Source organism: Shewanella inventionis (assembly GCF_019931735.1).
Classification (GTDB): domain Bacteria; phylum Pseudomonadota; class Gammaproteobacteria; order Enterobacterales; family Shewanellaceae; genus Shewanella; species Shewanella inventionis.
In genome coordinates this window covers 3327659-3350423 of the sequence record NZ_CP082926.1, presented here as the reverse complement: position 1 = coordinate 3350423, position 22765 = coordinate 3327659, and the positions used below count along the sequence as shown (strand labels likewise).

Here is a 22765-nt window from a genome sequence, read left to right as displayed (position 1 = left end):
AAGTGGCTGGCAGAAAAGCTACCCCCACCGCGCTAAAGTTAGTCACAGGCAATCCTGGCAAGCGCGCACTAAATAAAAAAGAGCCAAAACTTGCCCCTGGAATTCCACGCATGCCAGCTCACTTAAGCCCTAGAGCTAAAGCTGCGTGGAAAAAGCTCACCAAGCTGCTAAAAGATATGGGTGTTCTTACCCTAGCCGATGGTTTGGCCCTTGAGCGCTTATGTGATGTTTACGCAGAAATCCTTGAATTACGTGATGAAATAAAGAAAAACGGCAGAACCTATCAAAGCATCAAGATCATTGGCGAAAACGTCGATGATGAAACCCAAGAATTCACCCAGGTCGAGCAAATGCTGATGAAAGCAAATCCAGCAGTGCAAATGCTAGCTGACGCAGACCGACGCTTTAAAGGTTATCTCGTTGAGTTTGGATTAACCCCTTCCGCTAGAAGCAAAGTACAGGTAACCGATGGTAGTAAGAAAAAAGAAGAAATCGACGAGTTCTTCGGATAACCATCAAGACAGAGTTACACGCTGGGCAAAGGAAGTCGTATCCGGTGAGTTTTTAGCAGGTCCCGACATTCGCAATGCCTGCAAACGTCACCTAAAAGATTTAGAAACAGGCCATGAACGTGGCCTTTATTTTGACTTAGACGCTGCAAACCGGGCTATATCATTCTTCCCCAAAGTCTTGAGGCTAAGTGGCGGTGATCACGAAGGCAAACCGTTTCAACTATTAGACTGGCAAGCGTTTATTGTTGGCTCATTGTTTGGTTGGAAAGATGCAGACAATACTCGCCGGTTCCGTATGTGCTATGTCGAAAGTGGCAAAGGTTCTGGTAAATCCCCGTTAGCAGGCGGAATTGGTTTATACGGTTTGGTCGCTGATGGAGAGGCAAGCGCAGAGGTGTATGCAGCCGCGACTAAAAAAGACCAGGCGATGATTTTGTTTCGCGATGCGGTTTCCATGGTCAATCAATCGCCACAATTAAGCTCAAGACTTAAAAAATCAGGTACAGGGCAAAGTGTCTGGAACCTTGCTTATATCGCTAAAAACTCGTTCTTTAGGCCGATTAGTTCAGACAATGGTCAATCAGGGCCACGCCCACACATGGCACTGATTGACGAAGTGCATGAACACAAAAATAACAACGTTGTAGAAATGATGCGAGCCGGTACCAAAGGCCGCAAGCAAGCGTTGATCTTCATGATCACCAACTCAGGTCATGACCGAACTAGCGTTTGTTACTCATACCATGAATACGGTAAATCAATTTGTGCCGGTACCAAAGAAGATGATTCGTTCTTTGCATTTATCTGCTCGTTAGACGAAGGCGATGACCCCATCAATGATGAAAGTTGTTGGCCAAAGGCAAATCCATCGCTTGGGCATACTTTCACTCATAAATATTTGCGTGAACAGGTTACCCAAGCCAAGGGCATGCCAGCAAAAGAAAGCATCGTTAGGCGGCTTAACTTTTGTCAGTGGGTTGATTCAGCATCGCCTTGGTTATCAGCAGACACATGGACAGATTGTGAAGACGATATCGACATTAACGAACTCATCGGTGAAGAGTGTTACGGTGGCTTAGATTTATCGGGTACTCGAGATTTAACCGCGCTCGGACTTTATTTCCCACGGATTAAAACGTTACTTGTCGAGTTTTGGACACCCAAAGACACGCTTTTAGATCGTGAACGCACGGACAATGTGCCCTATACAGCGTGGTTAACGCAAGGGTTTATCCACGCGCCGCCAGGTCATGCCGTTGACTACAGTTTTGTTGCTGAACGCATCGCAGATTTATCAGCACAGTTCGACATTAAATGTATTGGATTCGACCAATACCGTATTAATTACCTCGAACCTGTATTAGTAGAAGCAAATGTCTACATCCCTCTGGTCAAACATGGTCAAGGTTATTACAAGGCGTCTGAATCAAATCTGTGGATGCCAAGGTCTATCGAACTATTTGAAAAGCTGATCACTGACAAAGAAATCAGAATAAAAGTTAATCCATGTCTTCGGTGGAATGCCGCTAGCGCAGTGCTTGAAGCAGATGCCAAAGATAATCGAATATTCACCAAGAAAAAATCAACCGGTCGCATCGATGGTGTGGTTGCTGCAGCTATGTCAGTGGGCACCGCCTTAGAGTCTGAAGGCATTGATGACGATGAAGATTGGTTAGAGGCAATACGGGACCCAATTTACTCATGAACTTACCACTCGCAGTATTCATATTCTTAGCGTTGTCAGGTTCATTACTGGCCGTTGCTGGCACATATATTCTATTCGGCCTTGGTTGGTCCTTAGTCAGTGCATCAGTGTTTTCATTTGCTGGCGCTTCATTTTTACGTAAAGGAATGACAGCGTGAAGCCAAACTCACTAACCCATGCAATTGCAAAAGCTGCCAATCAACCTTTTGCGTCATTTGACAGTTTCATGGGTAAAACATTACGCCTAACTGACGGTGATTTTTGGTCGCAATTAATGGCCACGTCCAAAACGGGTAAAACTGTCAATGCAAACACCGCAATGCAGCTAGCCGCAGTGTGGGCATGTGTAAGACGTATCTCTGAAACAGTAGCCATGTTGCCACTAGGTTTGTATGAACGCCAATCAGATGGTGGGAGACGCCAAGTTCAAAGTAGCTTATCCAATGTATTAAGCCATCGTCCTAATGCAGACATGACTTCAATGCAATTCTGGGAAGCTGTTTTAGCCTCAATGCTTTTGCGAGGTAATGCCTTTATTGAAGTTCATCGCTCTGGTAACGAAATCATTGCGCTGGATTTTTTAATGCCACATAGAGTGGATGTGGACTTAGCTGATAACGGCAGTTTGATTTACTGGTATACAAGCCGCAAGGGTAAAAAACGCCAAATCCTCAAACAAAACATGATGCATATCCCAGCATTCTCGTTAGACGGCCTAATTGGTTTATCCACCATCTCATACGGTGCCAACGTGTTTGGTGGGGCCATGTCGGCAGAAGATGTCAGTGCCAACACCTTTAAAAACGGAATGACAAAAACCGTTGCGTTTAAAGTTGATCGGGTATTAAGGCCAGAGCAAAGAACTGAATTTCGTGAATATGTCAAAACCATCACTGGCGCGATGAATGCGGGTAAATCCCCTGTGTTAGAACAAGGTATTACACCAGAGTTAATTGGTATTAATCCCATAGATGCCCAGTTGCTTGAGTCTCGAAATCACAGCGTAGAAGAAATTTGCCGTTGGTTTTTAGTTGACCCATCACTTATTGGTTATGGCGGTAAAGATAGCAACTGGGGCACAGGGTTAGAGCAGAAGATGATTGGTTTTGTAACCTTAACATTATCATCATGGATACGCCGCATCGAACAATCAATTTACATCAATTTACTTACGCCAGTTCAGCGTCAAACCCAATATGCACAGTACAACCTAGAAGCATTACTTCGTGGAGATAGCACATCACGTGCCGAGTTCTACAGCAAAATGACTCAAAACGGCATTTACACTCGTGATGACTGCCGGGTTAAAGAAAACTTGCCGCGTCGAGGCGGTAATGCAGACGTGCTAACGGTTCAAACCAACTTATCACCCATCGACAAACTTGGCGTCCAGTCAGAATCAGACAAAGCGCAATCAGCGTTAATGAACTGGCTAAATCAAGACAAGCAGGAGTAAACCATGCCTTTTCCAAAAAGTTTTACGCAGAGCGGAGTGCGCTGCGATATCTCTCCGCGTGCGCAAGAACTGTGGAACCCAGCCATTAAAGCCGCCGTTGAAAACACCGAGTCGACCATTACCGTTTACGGCATTATCGGCGAAGACTGGTACGGTGAAGGGGTCACTCTCAAGCGTATCGATGCCGCACTTCGCAGTATTGGTAATGACAATGATGTGACGGTGTACATCAATTCACCAGGTGGCGATATGTTCGAGGGTATTGCTATATACAATCGCTTACTTGAGCACAAAGGCAAAGTGACTACCAAGGTGCTTGGTCTTGCCGCTTCAGCAGCGTCTGTTATTTATATGGCCGGTTCCGACGGCGCCAGATTTGTTGCCAGTTCTGCTTTTTTGATGATCCACAATTGTTGGGTATACACAGTAGGCAATCGCCATGCACTGCGTAACGTTGCCGATGACATGGAAGAGTTCGACGCAGCCATGGTTGATTTATATGTCGAAGGTTGCGGTCAAAGTGAAAAGACGATTGCCAAAATGATGGATGAAGAATCTTTTATTCGTGGCAAAAAAGCGGTCGAACTGGGTTTCGCATCAGGCACCTTATCTGCAGATGAGATTAGCGAATCAAGTGACAATTCCAATGCAAACTCGCTTCGTAAAGTGGATGCGGCCATGGCTAAAGCTGGTGTGCCTCGCAGCGAACGTCGTCAACTACTACAAGATTTAAAGTCCAGTACGCCGAGCGCTACTGGCGGCATCACGCACAATGCTGATGTGTCCGATACGCAAAACGCTGTCGCCCCAGATCTAAGCGCATTAATCAATGCGTCTAAAACAATCTTAATTAACTAATCGGAGGCGATTATGCCAAGTCCAAATTTTGAACAACAAGTTGAAGAGTTAGGTACTAACCTAGCAAAAATCGGCGATCAAATTAAATCAGCCGCAGAGGAAACTAACAAGCAAATTAAAGCATCTGGTGAAATGCATGCGGAAACTCGCGATAAAGTGGATAAACTTTTACTTGAGCAGGGTGCATTACAATCTCGCTTGCAAGAAGCAGAGCAAAAGCTGTTAAAAGGCCCAGAAAGTCGTGAAGAAGAATACGAAATGTCGATTGGTGAGCGTGTTGCTAACGACAAAGAAATGGAAGGCGTAAATAGCTCATTTCGTGGTAGTCGTCGTGTTGGTATGCCACGCTCAGCCATTACCTCTGCCGGTGGTTCGGGTGGGGCGTTAGTGCGGCCAGATCGTATGGCAGGTATTGTTGCAGGCCCAGAACGTCGACTCACCATTCGTGACTTAATCGCACCAGGTGAAACAGAAAGTAACAGCGTTGAATATGTTAAAGAGACAGGTTTTACCAACAATGCTGATGTTGTAGCAGAAAACACTGGAAAACCGTATTCAGACATTACTTTTAGTCTGGTTAACAATGCAGTTCGCACTATCGCGCACATGTTTAAAGGCTCTCGCCAAATTTTAGACGATGCAAAACAACTGCAAAGCTTTATTAATGCCCGTGCTAAATACGGATTAATGCTCAAAGAAGAAATGCAATTACTGTACGGCAATAACACAGGTGCTAATTTGCACGGTATTATTCCACAAGCCAGCGCTTACGTTAAACCCACTGGTGCAACGGTAGACACAGAGCAGCATATTGACCGCATTCGCTTAGCATTACTGCAAGCGGCATTAGCTGAGTATGCAGCAGACGGCATTGTCTTAAACCCTATCGATTGGGCAATCATTGAAATGCTCAAAGACAGTAATAAAAATTACCTGATCGGTAAGCCGCAGGGGCAAACCTCACCAACGCTTTGGAACCGCCCAGTCGTTGAAACCCAATCAATTATTCAAAATGAATTTTTAGTGGGTGCCTTCCAAATGGGTGCACAGATTTACGACCGCATGGACATTGAAGTCTTAATCTCTACAGAGAACGACAAAGACTTCGAAAACAATATGGTCAGTATCCGTGCAGAAGAGCGCTTAGCATTAGCCGTATATCGCCCTGAAGCATTTGTGACTGGCGATTTTACTTTCGTATAACTGCTACTTAATCACTTAACTGACAAGTAAATCAATATAAGGCTGACAATGTTCAGCCTTTATTGTTTTTAAATAGGAGAACCCCATGGCTACTGTTATGGCTATTGCACTGAAATCGTTTTATTTCGTAAAAGAAGTCAAAACAAAACAATCAAAACCATTTGAGGTTGAACAGCATAACTTCAATGAACTAAAAGCGCTTGGAATGGTAGAGCTTGCCCCAGACGATGAAGCTGCGGCATTAAAAGCTAAAGCTGACGAAGAAGCCGCAGCATTAAAAGCTAAAGCAGATGAAGAAGCAGCATTAAAGGCTAAGGCTGACTCTGGCAAAAAATCAAAATAGTTATTTTAAATTAAGCAGGAGTCTGCAGTGGGACTTATAACATTAACTCAAGCAAAACCATATCTTGATGTCATTCATGATGCCGATGATGAAAAGCTACAACTTTTGCTTGATGCCGCTGAAGACGAAGCCTGTCAATTTTTGGGAAGGGACTCCCTAACCAATTTGATTGTAGAAAGCACAGGAAAGCTACCGCCTAGCGTGACTATGGGGGTAATGATATTGCTACAAGCAAACTATCAAGCTGCACCAGATGACGTTGCCAAATTGCGTCTAGCCGCTGAAATAAAATTAACTCCGTATCGAACAGGTTGGGGCGTGTAATGTTATCTCACAGACTACGTCATCGAATTCATATACAACTGCCTGTAAAAACACAAGATCCGCAATCAGGCGAAGAGTTAACCGGTTGGCAAACTTACCTATTAGCTTCAACGCCGCTCAATAATCTGCCAGCTGAAGTGCTAACAGGCGCCGGGCGTGAATTTATTGCCGCGGATGCCAAACAATCTGAAACCACCGCAAGAATTAATTTGCGCTGGTTTCCCATCGACATCAGTTTATTTTATCAGTGCCGCATATTGTGGAATGGCAGAGTGTACGACATCCACTCAATTGAAACCGACTTAACAGGGCGTCAAGAGTGGCGTTTACGCTGTAAAGACGGTGTTAATCAAGGGGCTTAATATGCCAGCTGAGTTTAAATTTAGTTTGCTTGGTATAAAAGATGTCAAAGCAAAAATGAACAAGGTAAGCCAAACGGTTAATGATACAGGCACCCGCACAGCGTTGCGCAAAGCGACTGGTATTGTAAAAAAAGCCGCTCAGCAAAACGCGCTTGCAGTAGATGATCCAAAGACTGGCCGCCGCATTCGAGACAACATCACCTTGCAGTTTGCTAGCAGGCTTTTTCGTCAAAAAGGGGTGATCATGTATCGGGTAGGGGTCGCCAGTAAACGAGGTCGTATTCCTGTACCAAACAAGGACGAGGGGGCCAAAGGAAATACACCACACTGGCACTTAATTGAACTCGGTACAGAACGTTCAAAAGCAAATCCATTTATGCGCCCAGCCTTAGCGAATAATGTTAACCAAGTAACAGATAAGTTTGTCACCGAATTTGAAAAAGAGCTCGATAAGGCGTTGTCATGAGTAGTGCACCCATCTTTTATTTATGCGCATCGAGTGATGCCGTAACACAACTTCTGGGCACTAACCCCACGCGGCTTTATCCTTTTGGTCAGGCTCCGCAGAACGTAGCCAAACCTTATGCTGTTTGGCAAGTCATCGGCGGTAACCCTGACAACTACATGTCAGACAGGCCAGACACAGACATGTTTAGCCTGCAAATTGATGTGTATGCCGAGTCCGGTTCATCCGCAACCGATGTTGGTGATGCGATACGTTTCGCCATTGAGCTAGATGCCTACACCACAAGCTATAACGGCGACAGCCGCGATGAACAAACAGGCCATTATCGACACAGTTTTGATGTGGATTGGATAGTCACCCGATAATTTAGTCCAGCTTTATCTATTAATAGCCTCTGCAAATGCAGGGGCTTTTTTATCTGCCGTAAGGCGTTTGTTAGGAGCAAAAATATGAGTATGAAAACACAGGGCACCCAGCTCTACGCAATCGACCCCGTCGGCGGCGCAGTTTTGGCAATTACTGCCGTTACCAGTATCGATGGTATCGACAGTGCCGTCGATTCAATCGAAACCACCCCATTAGAAGCGTTAGCGCGTGAATTTGTATCAGGCCTTAAGTCGCCGGGTGCGGCAACATTTGGCATAAATGTCGATCCTAAAAACCCTAGCCATTTACGTTTACACCAATTAAAAACGGCCGGTACCACGCTAAAGTGGGCGTTAGGCTGGTCTGACGCAGTTGGCACTGCGCCAACCTCATTAGACGATGACTTTGTTCTACCAGCAACAAGAACATGGATTACATTCGAAGGATTTATGACCGCCTACCCATTTGGTTTTGCTCAAAACGATGTCGTTAAGTCAACAGTAGGTATTCAAGTGTCTGGTGACCCCATTTTGGTTCCTAAAACCTAATAGCACTCATGAACGCTCACAGTAAAAAGTGAGCGTTATTAAATAAGGAAACATCATGCAATTAAGTGTAGCCAGTCTCATACAATCTGGTTCGTATTCACCGGCAAAACCAGAACAGAGAGAAATTACCTGGTTAAATGACAAAGGTGAATCCGTAAGCGCCAATGTTTACGTACGCAAAAAGTCATTTGCCACGGCCAACCTAGAAGCCAAGCATTTTCATGCAGGTATTGATTCCATCACCTCACGCATTGTGTCCAGTATTGTCGATGAAAATGGAACCCCGCTGTTTGAGGTAGACGACATTACAGGTAATGATGCACATGGCCCCATTTGCGATTCATTGGGCATGGCGTTGTGGGGCGCGATAAATGAAGTCAATGGTTTTGGGTTAACGCCCGACCCAAAATCCTTACCGCCGACGACGACTTCTGGCACGAGCTTGTCCTCGCAGGCGTCGGTGGAAGAACCGTCGAACATGCCAAGCAAAACCTAACTCATAAAGAAGTTGTTTACTGGATGGCCTATCGCGAAAAGTATGGTCCATTAAGTGTGCAAGCTAGGCAAGAGCACATCGCAGCCGCGCAAATGCATCACATGAACACGGTACATGGTGGCAAGGCTGATTTATCAGTGTTCATGCTATTTAGCCAAGCAGAACCTCAGCAACAGCAAGAAGCCAGCATTGATGATGTATTTGTCATGCTGCAAGCCAGTGCCATAAAAACACCGTAATACTTAAAAATGCCAAGGACGGCACCCACATTGGAGCAATCAAATGTCTAATCGGTCGTTAAGCACATTAACGCTAAACATGATCGCTGAAACAGGCAGTTTTAATGCTGGTATGGATAAGGCCGAGCGTTCACTAGATAAAGTTGCTCGTGCGGCTGCTAAGCAGAAAAATGATTTAGTGCGCTTAATGGGCCAGATAGATCCTCTTGTCGCAGAGTACGCCAAGCTAGATAAAATGGAGCGACAGCTTCAAAAACATCGAGAGTCTGGGGCTATAGCTGGCAGTGAATACGAACTTTATGCAGGTCGCTTGGCTCAAATGCGTAGCGAACTGGGTAAAACGGGTTCACAGCTAGACAAAACGGATATTCAATTTAATAAAGCTGGACTATCAGCAAAGCAAATGGCGTTTGCAACAAGAGGGTTGCCAGCTCAGTTTACAGATATCGCGGTATCGTTGCAGGCTGGTCAGAACCCTATGACGGTATTTTTGCAGCAAGGTGGCCAGCTAAAAGATATGTTTGGTGGCATAGGCCCAGCAGCTAAAGCCATGGGATCATATATTGCAGGGTTAGTTAATCCAGCCTCTATAGTGACTGTAGCAGTGGGCGTGATGGCGCTGGCTTATTACCAGGGGAGCATGGAAGCGGATAGATTACGTAATTCGCTCATTCTAACGGGTAACTCTGCTGGTACGACATCAGATCAACTCATAGAGTCTGCAAAGCGAATTGAAAACTATAGCGGAACGCAAAGACAGGCCGCGGCCGCATTGGCGGAAATTGCGAGTACTGGGAAGTTTACAGCCAATCAGATTGAGTTAGTCGGTTTAGCAGCTGTACAAATGGACAACGTAACGGGTAAAGCCGTTGCGGATACCGTCTCTGAATTTTCCAAATTAGCAGATGACCCAGTTAAAGCAGTAGAAGAGCTTAATAAAAAATACAATTTTTTAACCGCAGCTGTATACGAGCAAATTGTTTCATTAAAAGAAGCTGGTAAATCGACACAGGCAGCAGATTTAGCATTTAAATCATACAGCGATGCTATTAATCAAAGAACAACCGAAATTACCAGCAATCTTGGCAGTATAGAAAAAGCATGGAAAGCAATTAAAACCGGTGCATCAATATCATGGGACCAAATTCTTGATATTGGAAGAATGGACACGTTAAAAGAAAAGCTCGCTGTAAACACCAAAGAAATAAATGAGCTCATCGCATTAGGTAAAGGATCTGGTGGTGAAGCAGTACGCCGTGAAAATCTCCTTGCAAAATTACAAGCAGAAGGAAACGAGCTGGTAAAGCAAATTGTATCTGCCGAAAAACTTGCACAAGATCAAGCGCAGCGAGCAAAGCTAACTCAAGAGTCCATTGAAGCTCAGCGTGCAATTGCAAAAGTGTCAGACGAAACACTAACCAATGAACAAAAACGCACCAAGGCGACAGCCGAATACTTAAGTAACATTGAAAAAGTACGCAAGGCCGATCCGAATAGTGCGCTGCTTGACCCAGACAAAATCAAGAAAGACCTCGCTTCAATTGATGAAAAGTTCAAAGACTCCGCGACCAAATCTAAAGCATTCGCAGATGACGCGGCAACGACTTATCTTATGCGATTGCGTGAAACCCATGCCAGTTTGCAAGGCCAACTTGAGTCAAACGCTAAGCTCACACAATCGCAAAAAGAGTTAGTGCAGTTTGAACAGCAAATTGCAGACATAAAAAATAAAGAAGTACTTACCGCCCAGCAAAAAAGCTTACTGGCGGAGCAATCGGTTATACGTGCCCAGTTAGAAAAAAACGTCGCCTTAGACGAAGAAATCAGCAAACGCAATGAATCCATTCGGCTACAAAATTACAGCGCCAATCTCACTGCTAACCTAGCCGCTGAGCAGCAACGAAATGCAGATAAGTTAGCTGGTTTTGGGTTGGGAGATAAAGCCCAGCAGCGATTGACTGACAAGCAAGGTATCGAACGCGGGATTGAAAAGCAGCAAAACAGAGCGTTGTCGGACAATATTGCAGGAAAAACGACAGACGAAGAATATCAACAGCAGCTAATTATGCTGAAAGATCATCAAACCGCATTACTTAATGAACAAGATAATTACTACAAAGAACTCGATGCAAAGCAAGCAGACTGGACAAATGGCGCCCGGTCATCAATGCAAAATTACATTGACGCAGCCGCAGACATGGCAGGGCAAACTGAATCCTTGATGGATGGCGCTTTTGGCGGCATGACAGACGCCTTGACCGATTTTGTCACTACAGGAAAAGCTGATTTCGCAGATTTAGCAAAATCTATACTGGCTGATATTGCCAAAATTGCTATGCAAAAAGCGATTGCTGGATTGGTCGGTAGCATGTTTGGTGGCTACGCTGAGGGTGGCGTTGTTGGTGGGTCTGGTAACGGTTTTTCATCTGGAGGTTACACTGGCGATGGTGGAAAATACCAGCCTGCTGGTATTGTTCACAAGGGGGAGGTTGTTTGGTCGCAGCGTGATGTTGCACGAGCTGGCGGCGTCGCTACAGTAGAAGCCATGCGCAAAGGCCACAAGGGCTATGCAGATGGTGGTTTGGTTGGTGGCTCTGCTTATAATGGTGTACCAGTAGCGGCTATGGCAAATACAAGTGGCGTGAATGTACAAGTCCATATTGACCAAACAGGTAGCGCAACCAGCGCAACAGATACAACCACTTTTAGTCAGTTTGGCTCAGAGCTTGGCCGGTTTGTTGAGCAAAAATATCGAGAACTATTGGCTAAAGATTTACGACCAAACGGTCAGATTGGCCGAAGTATGGCTGGAGGGTATCGCTAATGCCGCAATTATTTACCTGGGCACCAGATAACGGCGCCACAGGCGATACCCTGTATCGCACTCGCACCGCCCAATTTGGCGATGGCTACAGCCAATCAGTAGGCGATGGTATCAACAATAAAATTCAAAGCTGGCCACTGACGTTTACTAAAAACAAAGCCACCGCCGAGGCTATCACCGCCTTTTTTGATGACCACCAAGGCTTTAAGGCATTTAAGTGGACGCCACCATTCGGCAACGCTTCATTGTGGAAAGTGACCCAGCAAACAAACACTCCGCTTGGAGGTGGTATGTACCGTATTACCGCCACGTTTGAACAATCGTTTCATCCTTAATTTAAATAGAGCCCTTAGAGAATTAAAATGCTTAATAGTGATATTCAAACTCTCGAGCCGGGTAATGAAATTATTCTTTTCGAGATTGATGGCAGTGCATTCGGCGCAGATGTAATTAGATTTCATGCTCATAACATCCCATACACCAGCGATGATCTGAATAAAGCCGAAATTCCGCCAAGAGTCATATTCTGGCAGGATCAGGAATACCATGCTTGGCCAGCAAAGCTTGAGGGACTAGAAGTTAATTCAGATGGTTCTCCGAGTACACCAATGTTAACTGTTGCTAACATCGACGGTAGTATCAGTGCGTTGTGCTTGTATTTTGAAAATATGGAGCAAGCAAAGGTTACAATTAGGCGAACACTGGCAAAATATCTTGATACTGCAAATTTTGAACAAGTAAATTTAGATGCAGATCCTACTCAAGAGTCAATTGAGATTTGGTATGTTGATAAGAAAGTTAACGAAGATAATGTTTCAGTTACCTTTGAATTATCTAATCCAGCCGATCTATCGGGCTATAAAATTGGCAGACAAATGACGTCGTATTGTTATTGGTGCCAGCGTGGTGAGTATCGAGGTGCGGATTGTGGGTATATAGGGGACGCAATGTACACTGAGGATGATCTGCCAACAGATAACCCCGAACTAGATCAGTGCTCTGGCACTATCGCTGGTTGCACCCTCCGATTTGGTGAAAATGAAGAATTGCCTCATGGTGGATTCCCCAGCGTTCGGCTTATACGTTAACGTTATGCGCTAGGAGGGAATTAGCAGTCAACCAATAGTCATACACCTGTAAAGTGGTCGAACGCAATAATAAGTAGGTCCCTATGCACCCAATGCTCTTGCATGCTTTTATTGAGCATGCTGCTAAATGTTATCCAAATGAATGCTGCGGACTAATCATTCTGCAAGCGAATAAAGCATGTTATTGGCCATGCACTAATGTGTCCAACAATAAAACTGATGAGTTTGAAATATCAGCCCAAGAATATGCAGAAGCAGAAAGTCAGGCTGAAATCATCGGTATTTGTCACAGTCATCCGGATGCAACAAGCAAACCAAGTCAACGCGATATCGCCATGTGTGAGGCCAGCGAATTGCCATGGCATATATTGAGTTGGCCAGAAGGTGATTTGCGCTCAATCGTACCGACAGGAGAGCCGCCTCCGCTAATTGGTAGGCCATTTGTTCATGGAATATGGGACTGCTACAGCTGTATTCGAGACTGGTACAGTGAAACACTGCAAATCAATTTACCCAACTTTGAGCGCAAAGATGGTTGGTGGGAAGGTGATGAAGAGCTTTATTTAGATAATTTTGCCAAAGCAGGATTTATCCAAGTACATGATCAACTGCAAGTTGGTGATGGCATTTTAATGCAAATACAGAGCAAACGTGTAAATCATGCTGCAGTTTACGTTGGCGATGGAAAAATTTTACACCATCTATACGGCCGATTAAGTCGTTATGATATCTATGGTGGTTACTGGCAACGGAATACTCGGATGATTGTGAGATATGTTGCGAAAAGTGAGACTTAAGCTAAAAAATAACGTAGGCCAAGTGTTTATCTTGCTTAATGCTTAAAACCGTCATAGCTTTGAGTTGATAATTTTTATCAAGACTAAATGGAGTTAGTTATGCCTACAAATACAAAGAAAACCTCGTCAAATGTCGGATCTAACGCAGCAAAAATCCTACAAGATGATAAATCGTCTCAAATAGCTAAAAAGCTAGCAGCATCAGCTTTGTCTCAGATTGATGGTAATAAGCAAACAAGTTCTGAAATGGAGACTTTAGCATCTAAAGTCTTAACCAGCGCTAAATATAACGAAGTAACAAAAGAGCTCGCGGCTTCTGTTCTAGCTCAATCTAAAAAATAGTATAAATCATTCAAATTTACCGCTAAAAATAGATAAGGTCTTAACTAAAAACTAAATACAATCAAGTCGTTTTAAGACACAAATGAAGTTGAGCACTTAATAATATTATTACAGCCACCGAAAGGTGGTTTTTTTTATGTGAAATTCGAGAGTAATTATGAGCACTAAATTCACTACGATTAAATTATCTGGCTCATTGGCCAAGAGGTTTGGCCGCGAACACAAGCGGTTGCTTGAAACCGGTACCACATCAGAAGCCTTTAGTGCCATAAAAAATACGCTTCAAGGGTTTGAATCGTTTATTAAAGAGCAGGCAAAGTTAGGTTTGCGTTATGCGATATTTCGAAATGGTAAAAACACTGGTCAAGATGAGTTTGATTTAAGTGGCACCAATGAAATAAGAATTGTGCCTGTTGTTGGGGGCAGTAAACGAGGCGGTATCTTGCAAACGATTGTGGGTGCTGTCTTGATTGTTGTCGGTGCTTATTTTGGTCAAGGCTGGATGGTTCAAGCTGGGGTGGGGATGGTTGCTGGAGGGGTTGTCCAAATGTTATCACCTCAAGTGAATAGCTTAAAAGGACGTGAAGCTAGTGAGAATGCCCCAAGCTATGCTTTTGGCGGTGCAGTCAATACGACTGCTGCGGGTAATCCTGTCGGTATAGGGTATGGAAAACGAAGGATTGGTGGGGCGGTTATTAGTGCGGGTATTTATGCTGAGGACATAGCAGTATCCAAACGAACAGTGCAAAACAATAGCAATAACAGTGGCGGTAACGATGGAAGTGAGCAGGAAAAATAATATGAAGACCTCATTGTTAAAATCCCAAACTTCTATCTTGATTCAGGGTGAAAAAGGTGGAAGCTCTGGCCAAACAACGCCTGTCGAATCTCCTGATGATTTACGCTCTATTGCTAAAGCAAAAATTCTACTTGCCATTGGTGAGGGGGAGTTTGAAGGTCAATTAACTGGCCAAAATGTGTTCTTAGATGGCACGCCAATATTAGATGCTAATGGTGCTGAAAACTTCCCAGGCGTTATTTGGGACTTTAGACCAGGCTCTTTACATCAGAGCTATATTCCTGGATTGCCCTCATTAGAGAATGAAACGGCTGTTGGTATTGAACTCAAATCCAGTCAACCTTACACCAGGGCAATCACAAATTCATTGTTGTCTGCAGTTCGTGTACGCCTTCGTTGGCCAGCGCTCCAACAACAACTTGATAACGGAGATGTTACAGGTTACCGGATAACGTATGCGATAGATTTATCAACTGATGGCGGTGAGTATGAAACTTTATTAAATGGTGCTGTGAATGGTAAAACGACACAAGCATATGAAAGAAGTCACCGTGTCGATTTACCTCAAGGCAACAACTGGCAAATCCGGATCCGTAGATTAACAGCCAATCAAAATAATAATCGTGTGGCTGATACGATGCAAATTGCCGCGATTACGGATGTCATTGATCGTAAATTAAAATACCCGAACACTGCGTTACTTTATGTTGAGTTTGACGCTAGTCAATTCCAAAACATCCCCGTAATTTCTTGCGAACCTTACATGCGTAAAATTAAGGTTCCTAGCAATTATGACCCTATTACCAGAAGTTATACAGGTACATGGGATGGCTCGTTTAAAATCGCCTGGTCAGATAATCCTGCATGGATTAGTTATGACATTATTTTAGATGACCGTTTTGGTACGGGTCGTAGAATTAATGCCTCGCTGGTGGATAAATGGGAACTATATAATATTGCACAATATTGTGACCAGTTAGTGCCTGATGGAAATGGAGGCACCGAGCCTCGTTACGTTTGTAATATCTATATTCAACAATCGACAGAGGCGTGGCAAGTATTACGCGATCTGGCGTCGATATATCGCGGTATGACATATTGGTCTAATGGTCAAATGTACACGGTTGCAGATATGCCTCGTGATGTGGATTATATCTATAATAATGCCAATGTAATTGATGGCCGATTCAGTTATTCATCTAGCAGTGAAAAAGTTAAATACACTCGAGCATTAATCAGTTGGGATAATCCGGAAAATTCATACGAATCAGATGTCACTTCTGTGTCTGAGCAATCATTGCAACGTAGATATGGAGACAATGTCGTTGAGTTAGCGGCGTTAGGTTGCACAAGAGAATCTGAAGCTCAGCGTCGTGGTAAATGGGCTATATTTACAAATAATAATGATAGAACTGTTACATTTAAAGTCGGTCTAGATGGCAGTATTCCCATGCCAGGTTTTGTTATAGGTGTTGGAGATAAACTGATTGCTGGTAATCGTATCGGAGGACGAATTACAGCCGTTAACGGGAACAAAATCACCCTAGACCAACTCGACAACATTGCTGTTAATGATCGATTAGTTATCAACTTACCAAGCGGTAAAGCCCAAGCTAGAACAATCAAAGCAATAAATGGTCGTGAAGTCACCGTAACTGCAGCATATTCAGAAATTCCTAAAACTCAATTACTGTGGTCTGTTGAATCAGATGAATTAAAGTTGCAGCAATTTCGGGTTCTGCGTGTAGTTAAAGCTGAAAGTGACAATATTGAGTATGAAATCACTGCTGTAGAGCACAACCCAGGAAAGTTCTCATATATCGATACAGGTGCAAGGTTAGAAGAAAGACCGATCAGTAAGATTCCCATTGGTGCTCAAGAGGCACCGGCCAGTGTCATGTTATCTCAATCGATTTTCACAGAGCAGACAATTTCTGTTACCACATTGAATATTCAATGGGAAACAGCAAAAAATGCTGTTGCATATGAAGTTGAATGGCGTAAAGACGACGGTGAATGGATAACATTACCTAAAGTATACAGTACATCAGTGGATATTAGAGGCGTTTACACTGGGAGATACTTGGCTAGAGTTAGAGCTATTAATTCTTCTAATGTGAAGTCTATTGCCCGAGAATCAGAGCTAAAAGCGATTACTGGAAAGGACTCGAATGAACACTTAGTAAGTAATTTATCTACCTTATCAGGTCCTTTTGAAATCGTTGTCAATTGGACATTTCCTGTTGGCTCAGAAGATACATTATTCACAGAATTACAAATGGCTAGTGATATAGCAGGCAGTAATACAAAAAAGATTGCTGACATTGCTTACCCAATCAATAGCTATTCAGTAAAGAATTTACCGAGAAGAACAGTTCAGTTCTTCAGAGCATCATTAGTTGATAAAGCCGGTAACCATGGTGAATGGAGCAATTGGATTCGCGGTGAAGTGTCAGATATTCAGGGTGATTATGATGCTTTGTTTGGTGAAACTTTTAAAGTGTACACTTGGTTTGCCTGGGCTGATGATAATGCAGGTACAGGCTTTACCACCAATGAAACTCAGGGCGAAGGTAAAAACTATCTAGGTGTTGCCACCGAAAAGAAAACATCAACACCAAGTGGCAATTGGGAGGATTACACCTGGACCAAAATTAAAACTGAAATACCGCCGGTATTCACGCCAGAAGAAGAAACCCAACTTGATAATTTAATGGCCGGTAAACTGCCTGCAGGCGATAAAGACATGCTAGCGGCACAAGACGCGCTAAATAACCCCGCGCTCGCTAACAACCTGCTTACTTCCTTAGCTTTGCTTAACAATGGTATTGATGCGGCTAGTTTGAACGGTGAAACCCCATCTGGCGCTCAATCTAAGGCAAGTATTGCCCAAGGTGCCGCAATTGCTGCCGCTGCAACGGATGCGACTACCAAGGCTAATAATGCCAAGGCCGCCGCAGAGACTTACGCGTTAGCCAAGGCAAACTTAGCCGAAGTCACAGCCAAAGCCTATGCCGATGGCAAAGTGACCGCCGAAGAAACACGAGCAATAGCGGATGCACAAGCCAAAGCTGATGCTGCTAAAACGGCCGCCATTGCTGCCGCTGCAACGGATGCGACTACCAAGGCTAATAATGCCAAGGCCGCCGCAGAGACTTACGCGTTAACCAAGGCAAACTTAGCCGAAGTCACAGCCAAAGCCTATGCCGATGGCAAAGTTACCGCCGAAGAAACACGAGCAATAGCGGATGCACAAGCCAAAGCTGATGCAGCTAAAACGGCCGCCATTGCTGCCGCTGCAACGGATGCTACTACCAAGGCTAATAATGCCAAGGCCGCCGCAGAGACTTACGCTTTAGCCAAGGCAAACTTAGCCGAAGTCACATCCAAAGCCTATGCCGATGGCAAAGTTACCGCCGAAGAAACACGAGCAATAGCGGATGCACAAGCCAAAGCTGATGCTGCTAAAACGGCCGCCATTGCTGCCGCGGCAACGGATGCGACTACCAAAGCTAATAATGCTAAGGCACAGGCTGAGGCGAATGCGGCCCTTGATGCGCTAAATAAGGCAAACACGGCCAGAGCGGATGCGGTCGCTTCAGCAAGCAGTCAAATAATGGGAATATCATTAGATTCGCGTGGTAATTTGCTTGGGGCTGGCGGTGGTAAAATAGACCTTGTTAATAGTGATACTGTTGAGGGTGGTGTGATTACGTATGGGGATAATAAGTACGTTTCTACTTCAACGGGTTATGGGATCAATATCGTTGACCCATTAGCATCAAATAATAGTGCTATGGCTATTTGGCGCGGCTGGACGGCTAATGCTTGGGTTTCATCGTCCAGTGGCAAACCAACGATAGGCGGTCTTGTTCCTGGCAAAAAATATCGAATGATATGTAGAGCTAGGAAAATTGGTAATTTAAATAGCATGAACTTGTTTTTTTACAACTCAAGTCAGGCCGCTGGAGTCCCAAAAACAGGAAATTCATCTTTAGCACATTTATTAACGGAAACCTACCAAGTTATTGAGTTGATAGAGTTTACTCATAATTGGGGCTTGAATGAGAATGTTTATTTTGGTTGGGGTAGTACGGGATCTAGCTCAACTGAGGATCTAAACAACTGCATGGTGATTGATTGGTTAGCTGTAGTACCAGTTGATCCGGCCAATGAAACTATTAGCGGTTCACAGTCTAAAGCTGATGCGGCAAAAAACGCCGCAATTTCCACCGCCGCGAATGATGCTACAGCAAAAGCCAATGCCGCTAAATCCCAGGCAGAAGCCACCGCCGCCCTAGATGCCTTAAATAAGGCTAGCATCGCTAAAAATGACGCGATTAATACTGCCGCAATTGACGCTACAACAAAGGCGAACAATGCAAGAAATGCAGCAATGGCACAGTCTGGCGGCCCAAATCTACTCAGTCTTTCTACGTTTACACAAGATGGAAATAAAGGCGGGTGGAGTACAGGGAGTGTGATACAAATTAGCTCATTAGCCGGAGTGAGCGCACTCGATGGGCGAAGCCATGCACTAGCATTGAACACGAGAGATTGTTACGAATATCAAAACACTATCCCAGTGACAGGCGGAGAAGTTTTATATTGGGGTATGTGGGTTAATACTCAATTAACTAGCCAGAGAATGAACTTTGGATATCGCAAGGTGATTAACGGGGTGTCAATAGACGACTGGTTAATCGCTACTTCATTAAATCCAGGGCAAGGTTGGACATGGGTTCAAGGCTCGTTAGCTGTTAAAAGCGATGCCACGGCAATTCTTCCTTTTTTACAAATAGCAGCAACTAGCAATTATGGAACCCCTTTAGTTCAAGACCTGGTTATATCAAGAAGCCCTGTCAGAGCTGGAGCATTAGCCGCAAAAGACAGCTTAAATGCTGGCGATGTTGGGGCAGATCCCGCAGGCTCTGCCACCGCTGTATTACAAGCCGTAGACGCATTAGGGCTAAAGTCGCTTGGCTCTTACATTGAGGTAATGGGTAATTCATGCGGCCACCATACAACGGGTGATTGGAATGGCAGTGTTTACTCATCAATAAGCCACCAGGGCGGCATAGTGGCTACGGCTACGATTGATAGACTGTCGGGTTCAAGTCGGAGAATGATGTTCGGGCTAACCGCTACACCATCAAACAACACCAGCTATGGTGATATTAATTTTGCCATTTATTCAGATCTTGGGGATTACAAAGTTTATGAGGGAGGGGTTTACAAAGGCATTGTGCTAAGTCGCGCGCCGGCTGTAGGTGATGTCCTGTCGGTTAAGTACGATGGTATTAAAGTCTATTACTTAGTCAATGGTCAGGTGTTAAAAGAAACTGCCGCCAGCCGTGATTTAAACCTATATTTCAAGGCATCTTTTTATGGCGGTGAGTATTATATAAAAAACGTGTCTTTATCATCGCTATCAAACTTAGTGCTAGCCAGTGATGATGCTCAGGTCAAATCAATTGCCGCGCAAACCGCCGCCGAAAACTACGCATTAACCAAAGCTAATCTTGCAGAAACAACAGCAAAAGCCTATGCCGATGGCAAAGTGACAGCAGAGGAAACCCGCGCTATCGCAGACGCCCAAACCAAGGCTGATGCCGCAAAAGCCCAGGCTATAAGTCAGGCCAATAGCGCGTTAGATGCTAGGATTAGCACTGGGCAAGCGAATGGGTTGAGTAACATTTTATCAGCCGCAGGCTTACCTTTTCGAAGTGATTTTGTCATTTATGGTGATAGCAACAAGTTTTACCCTGTTGTTGTCAGTGGAGGTGATCAGAACGTTAACCGTAGGATTAAAATTTGGCGCGCATACAATGAGCAAGCGCCGAATGATTGGTATAGCTCTACTCATAAAGGTCAGTTAAATATTGATTGGTTTGGTAATTTTGGTGGCTGGGGTGGAGCTGGCTATTTTGACCAACTTTTATCGCACACCGGGATGTATCAAGCATTGCTAGCCGATGCTTATATTTTTGGCAGCAATATATATTACTGTTTTATGTTGCGTGGCGGCGGCCCTAGCGGTGCAATTTATCATTTTGCTAGTGATATAAACTCTTTGCCAAGCGTTTTTTATAACCAAGAAACGCTAAATGCCGCCGCCAATGCCTATGCCCCTGCACCAACCACGGAAATTAACAATGAACGCCTAAACAATCTTAAATTAGGTAATGCAAGTTTTGGCAACCTTATTGCCTACAGCAGTCAATTTAACAGCTTAAAGTCACGCCTGGGAGCATTTGGTGGCTTAACCGCTGAAACAATTGCCGCACTGGCGATTGCAACCAACCACTTGCAAGCTGGAGCGGTAACCGTTGATAAAGTCAGTGCCAATGCGATTACTGCCGAAAAAATCGCTGCACTTGCTGTAGCAACTAATCATTTGCAAGCTGGTGCAGTAACCGCAGACAAAGTAACCGCAGACACGGCACTTATTCAGAAATTGATTGCCAACCAAGGTTTATTTAACCAGTTACAAGCACAGTTAGGCTCGTTTGGGGGGTTATCAGCCAATAGCATTGCTGCTAACGCGATCACTGTCGATAAATTAGACGTACTATCAAAAAATTTGATTAACAACGTTTCAAAAACAGGCGTTACTGATGGCTGGTCGGGTGGTTATTTAGTTGACCATAATCACAAAGGTAAGACTGTTAAAGCGTTAGAGTTTCCAAGTTCAGGTAATGGCACAATTTTTTCAAACTACTTTGCAGTAGATCATACTAAAATTTATGAAGTTAACTTCACTATTCATAGGGTTAGTGGTGGCAATACAGGAACTAGATATTTTGGCATTAGCGCCGATGGTGACGGATATGTCAGCATTGTCTACCCTGAAAGTAAAAGCGTAGGTCCATCGGCAAACAATTTTTACTTTTGGAATGGTGATATTAACGATGGTGAATATTTACAAATAAGGACGTATATCATTGGGTCAGAGGTTGACCCCAAATCAATACCAGAAACATTAAATGCGCAATATTGTTGCTTATTAAACCCAAGCACTAAAAACGTTAGGTTAAGAGGCTTAAATTATTACAACTCCGGTGTCACAACGGTTGACCGCTGGCTTAATATGAGTGTTACCGAATTAGGTGGCGGACAAATATCAGCCAATCAACTATTAGCCAATACCGGATTGTTCAATCAGCTGAAATCAAAAATAGCCTCGTTTGGAGGTTTAACGGCGAATGAGATTTTAGCCGATTCTGCGCTAATCAATAAATTGGTTGGCACATCAGCACTGTTTGACACTCTGCAATCCAGATTAGCCGTGTTTGGTGGGTTAAATGCTAACAGCATCGCCGCCGATGCAATCGATGGCAACCATATTAGAGCCGGTTCAAAAATTGAATCCCCTATTATCGAGGGTGGAGAATATCGATTGATTGGTGCAAACACCATGAAAATTGAGAGTGAAACCCCGTTTGGCCCAGATAATTTAATTGAGTGGCGTGGCCCCAAATTGCTATTGAATGGCCAACCTAATTGGCCAAACATTCGCAAATCAAATGCGACCCGTTGGACTGATGCGAATGGTGATGAATATTTTGGCGGTAGCTTGAGTGCCGGCATACTTAAAACGGGTGTGACTAATCCTGATAAAAACGCCTATGCCGTGAATACTTACCCAGTTGAGATTGGGCCATTTAGCTCAGGCGGCAAATCAAAAACGGTTGTGGTGTCATTTTCTTATGATTCCGCGTGGAACGCTACAAGCCAGCCGAGCGGCTCAAGTGTGCAACTATCATGGCAACTACAAAGAAAGATTGGATCTGGCAGTTGGGCCACCGTGTCTAGTGGTACTTTTAATGGTTCAATTCAGTCAACTTGGGAAGCAGAAATTGGCCGCTACATAATCACAGAATTTTGTAACGGTTCATCGACCTTTACCGACACGACCACCTCTACGAGTGACTTTTCATATCGAGTCAAAGTGATTAGCCACACACGCTACAGCGCAACATCGAATGTCAAAAACCAAAATCTAACTGTTATTTCAACAGAACAATAAACAAAGGA

The 22765-nt window shown here is 44.2% G+C and carries 21 protein-coding genes; all 21 read left to right on the top strand.

Going from position 1 to position 22765, the window contains the following annotated elements; genetic code table 11:
* Positions 1–2: 2 nt before the first annotated feature.
* The 21 genes from K8B83_RS14805 (at position 3) to gpJ (ending at position 22757) form a co-directional block, all read left to right on the top strand.
* A complete protein-coding gene (locus tag K8B83_RS14805; RefSeq protein WP_223417714.1) occupies positions 3–512 on the top strand; it encodes a phage terminase small subunit P27 family in 510 nt (169 codons plus the stop codon).
* Positions 469–2217: a terminase large subunit gene (locus K8B83_RS14800; RefSeq protein WP_223417713.1), complete on the top strand. Its 1749-nt coding sequence runs from the start codon at positions 469–471 to the stop codon at positions 2215–2217. The genes K8B83_RS14805 and K8B83_RS14800 overlap by 44 nt, the downstream gene beginning before the upstream one ends.
* On the top strand, positions 2214–2375 hold the full coding sequence (locus K8B83_RS14795; RefSeq protein ID WP_223417708.1) for a hypothetical protein: 162 nt from the start codon (positions 2214–2216) through the stop codon (positions 2373–2375). The genes K8B83_RS14800 and K8B83_RS14795 overlap by 4 nt, the downstream gene beginning before the upstream one ends.
* Positions 2372–3673, top strand: coding sequence for a phage portal protein (locus K8B83_RS14790; protein WP_223417706.1), 1302 nt, complete (start codon positions 2372–2374; stop codon positions 3671–3673). The genes K8B83_RS14795 and K8B83_RS14790 overlap by 4 nt, the downstream gene beginning before the upstream one ends.
* Before the next feature lie 3 nt (positions 3674–3676).
* Entirely contained in the window at positions 3677–4531 is an 855-nt protein-coding gene (locus K8B83_RS14785; protein ID WP_223417701.1) for a head maturation protease, ClpP-related, read from the top strand.
* 12 nt (positions 4532–4543) lie between these two features.
* Positions 4544–5734 (top strand): phage major capsid protein, encoded by a 1191-nt coding sequence (locus K8B83_RS14780; protein WP_223417699.1) that lies wholly within the window; start codon positions 4544–4546, stop codon positions 5732–5734.
* 85 nt (positions 5735–5819) lie between these two features.
* Positions 5820–6077: a hypothetical protein gene (locus tag K8B83_RS14775; protein ID WP_223417698.1), complete on the top strand. Its 258-nt coding sequence runs from the start codon at positions 5820–5822 to the stop codon at positions 6075–6077.
* Positions 6078–6104: 27 nt separating this feature from the next.
* Positions 6105–6401: a head-tail connector protein gene (locus K8B83_RS14770; RefSeq protein ID WP_223417696.1), complete on the top strand. Its 297-nt coding sequence runs from the start codon at positions 6105–6107 to the stop codon at positions 6399–6401.
* Positions 6401–6763: a phage head closure protein gene (locus K8B83_RS14765; protein ID WP_223417694.1), complete on the top strand. Its 363-nt coding sequence runs from the start codon at positions 6401–6403 to the stop codon at positions 6761–6763. Before K8B83_RS14770 ends, K8B83_RS14765 begins: the two co-directional genes overlap by 1 nt.
* A gap of 1 nt (position 6764) precedes the next feature.
* Entirely contained in the window at positions 6765–7229 is a 465-nt protein-coding gene (locus tag K8B83_RS14760) for an HK97-gp10 family putative phage morphogenesis protein (RefSeq protein WP_223417689.1), read from the top strand.
* On the top strand, positions 7226–7594 hold the full coding sequence (locus K8B83_RS14755; RefSeq protein WP_223417679.1) for a DUF3168 domain-containing protein: 369 nt from the start codon (positions 7226–7228) through the stop codon (positions 7592–7594). Before K8B83_RS14760 ends, K8B83_RS14755 begins: the two co-directional genes overlap by 4 nt.
* 84 nt (positions 7595–7678) lie before the next feature.
* Entirely contained in the window at positions 7679–8143 is a 465-nt protein-coding gene (locus K8B83_RS14750; RefSeq protein ID WP_223417677.1) for a phage tail tube protein, read from the top strand.
* A gap of 55 nt (positions 8144–8198) precedes the next feature.
* Positions 8199–8639, top strand: coding sequence for a phage tail assembly chaperone family protein, TAC (locus K8B83_RS14745; RefSeq protein WP_223417675.1), 441 nt, complete (start codon positions 8199–8201; stop codon positions 8637–8639).
* A gap of 23 nt (positions 8640–8662) precedes the next feature.
* Entirely contained in the window at positions 8663–8878 is a 216-nt protein-coding gene (locus K8B83_RS14740) for a hypothetical protein (protein ID WP_223417674.1), read from the top strand.
* Between the two features lie 43 nt (positions 8879–8921).
* The gene (locus K8B83_RS14735) at positions 8922–11702 is read left to right on the top strand and encodes a phage tail tape measure protein (protein ID WP_223417669.1); all 2781 of its coding nucleotides are present in this window, start codon (positions 8922–8924) and stop codon (positions 11700–11702) included.
* On the top strand, positions 11702–12037 hold the full coding sequence (locus tag K8B83_RS14730) for a phage tail protein (protein WP_223417667.1): 336 nt from the start codon (positions 11702–11704) through the stop codon (positions 12035–12037). Before K8B83_RS14735 ends, K8B83_RS14730 begins: the two co-directional genes overlap by 1 nt.
* A 27-nt stretch (positions 12038–12064) precedes the next feature.
* On the top strand, positions 12065–12790 hold the full coding sequence (locus tag K8B83_RS14725) for a phage minor tail protein L (RefSeq protein WP_223417666.1): 726 nt from the start codon (positions 12065–12067) through the stop codon (positions 12788–12790).
* Between the two features lie 83 nt (positions 12791–12873).
* Positions 12874–13587 (top strand): C40 family peptidase, encoded by a 714-nt coding sequence (locus tag K8B83_RS14720; protein WP_223417664.1) that lies wholly within the window; start codon positions 12874–12876, stop codon positions 13585–13587.
* A gap of 99 nt (positions 13588–13686) precedes the next feature.
* Positions 13687–13929, top strand: coding sequence for a hypothetical protein (locus tag K8B83_RS14715; RefSeq protein WP_223417659.1), 243 nt, complete (start codon positions 13687–13689; stop codon positions 13927–13929).
* A 157-nt stretch (positions 13930–14086) separates the two neighbouring features.
* A complete protein-coding gene (locus K8B83_RS14710) occupies positions 14087–14728 on the top strand; it encodes a tail assembly protein (protein ID WP_223417657.1) in 642 nt (213 codons plus the stop codon).
* 1 nt (position 14729) lies between these two features.
* Complete coding sequence (gpJ, locus tag K8B83_RS14705) at positions 14730–22757, top strand: TipJ family phage tail tip protein (protein ID WP_223417655.1); 8028 nt, start codon at positions 14730–14732, stop codon at positions 22755–22757.
* Positions 22758–22765: the final 8 nt, after the last annotated feature.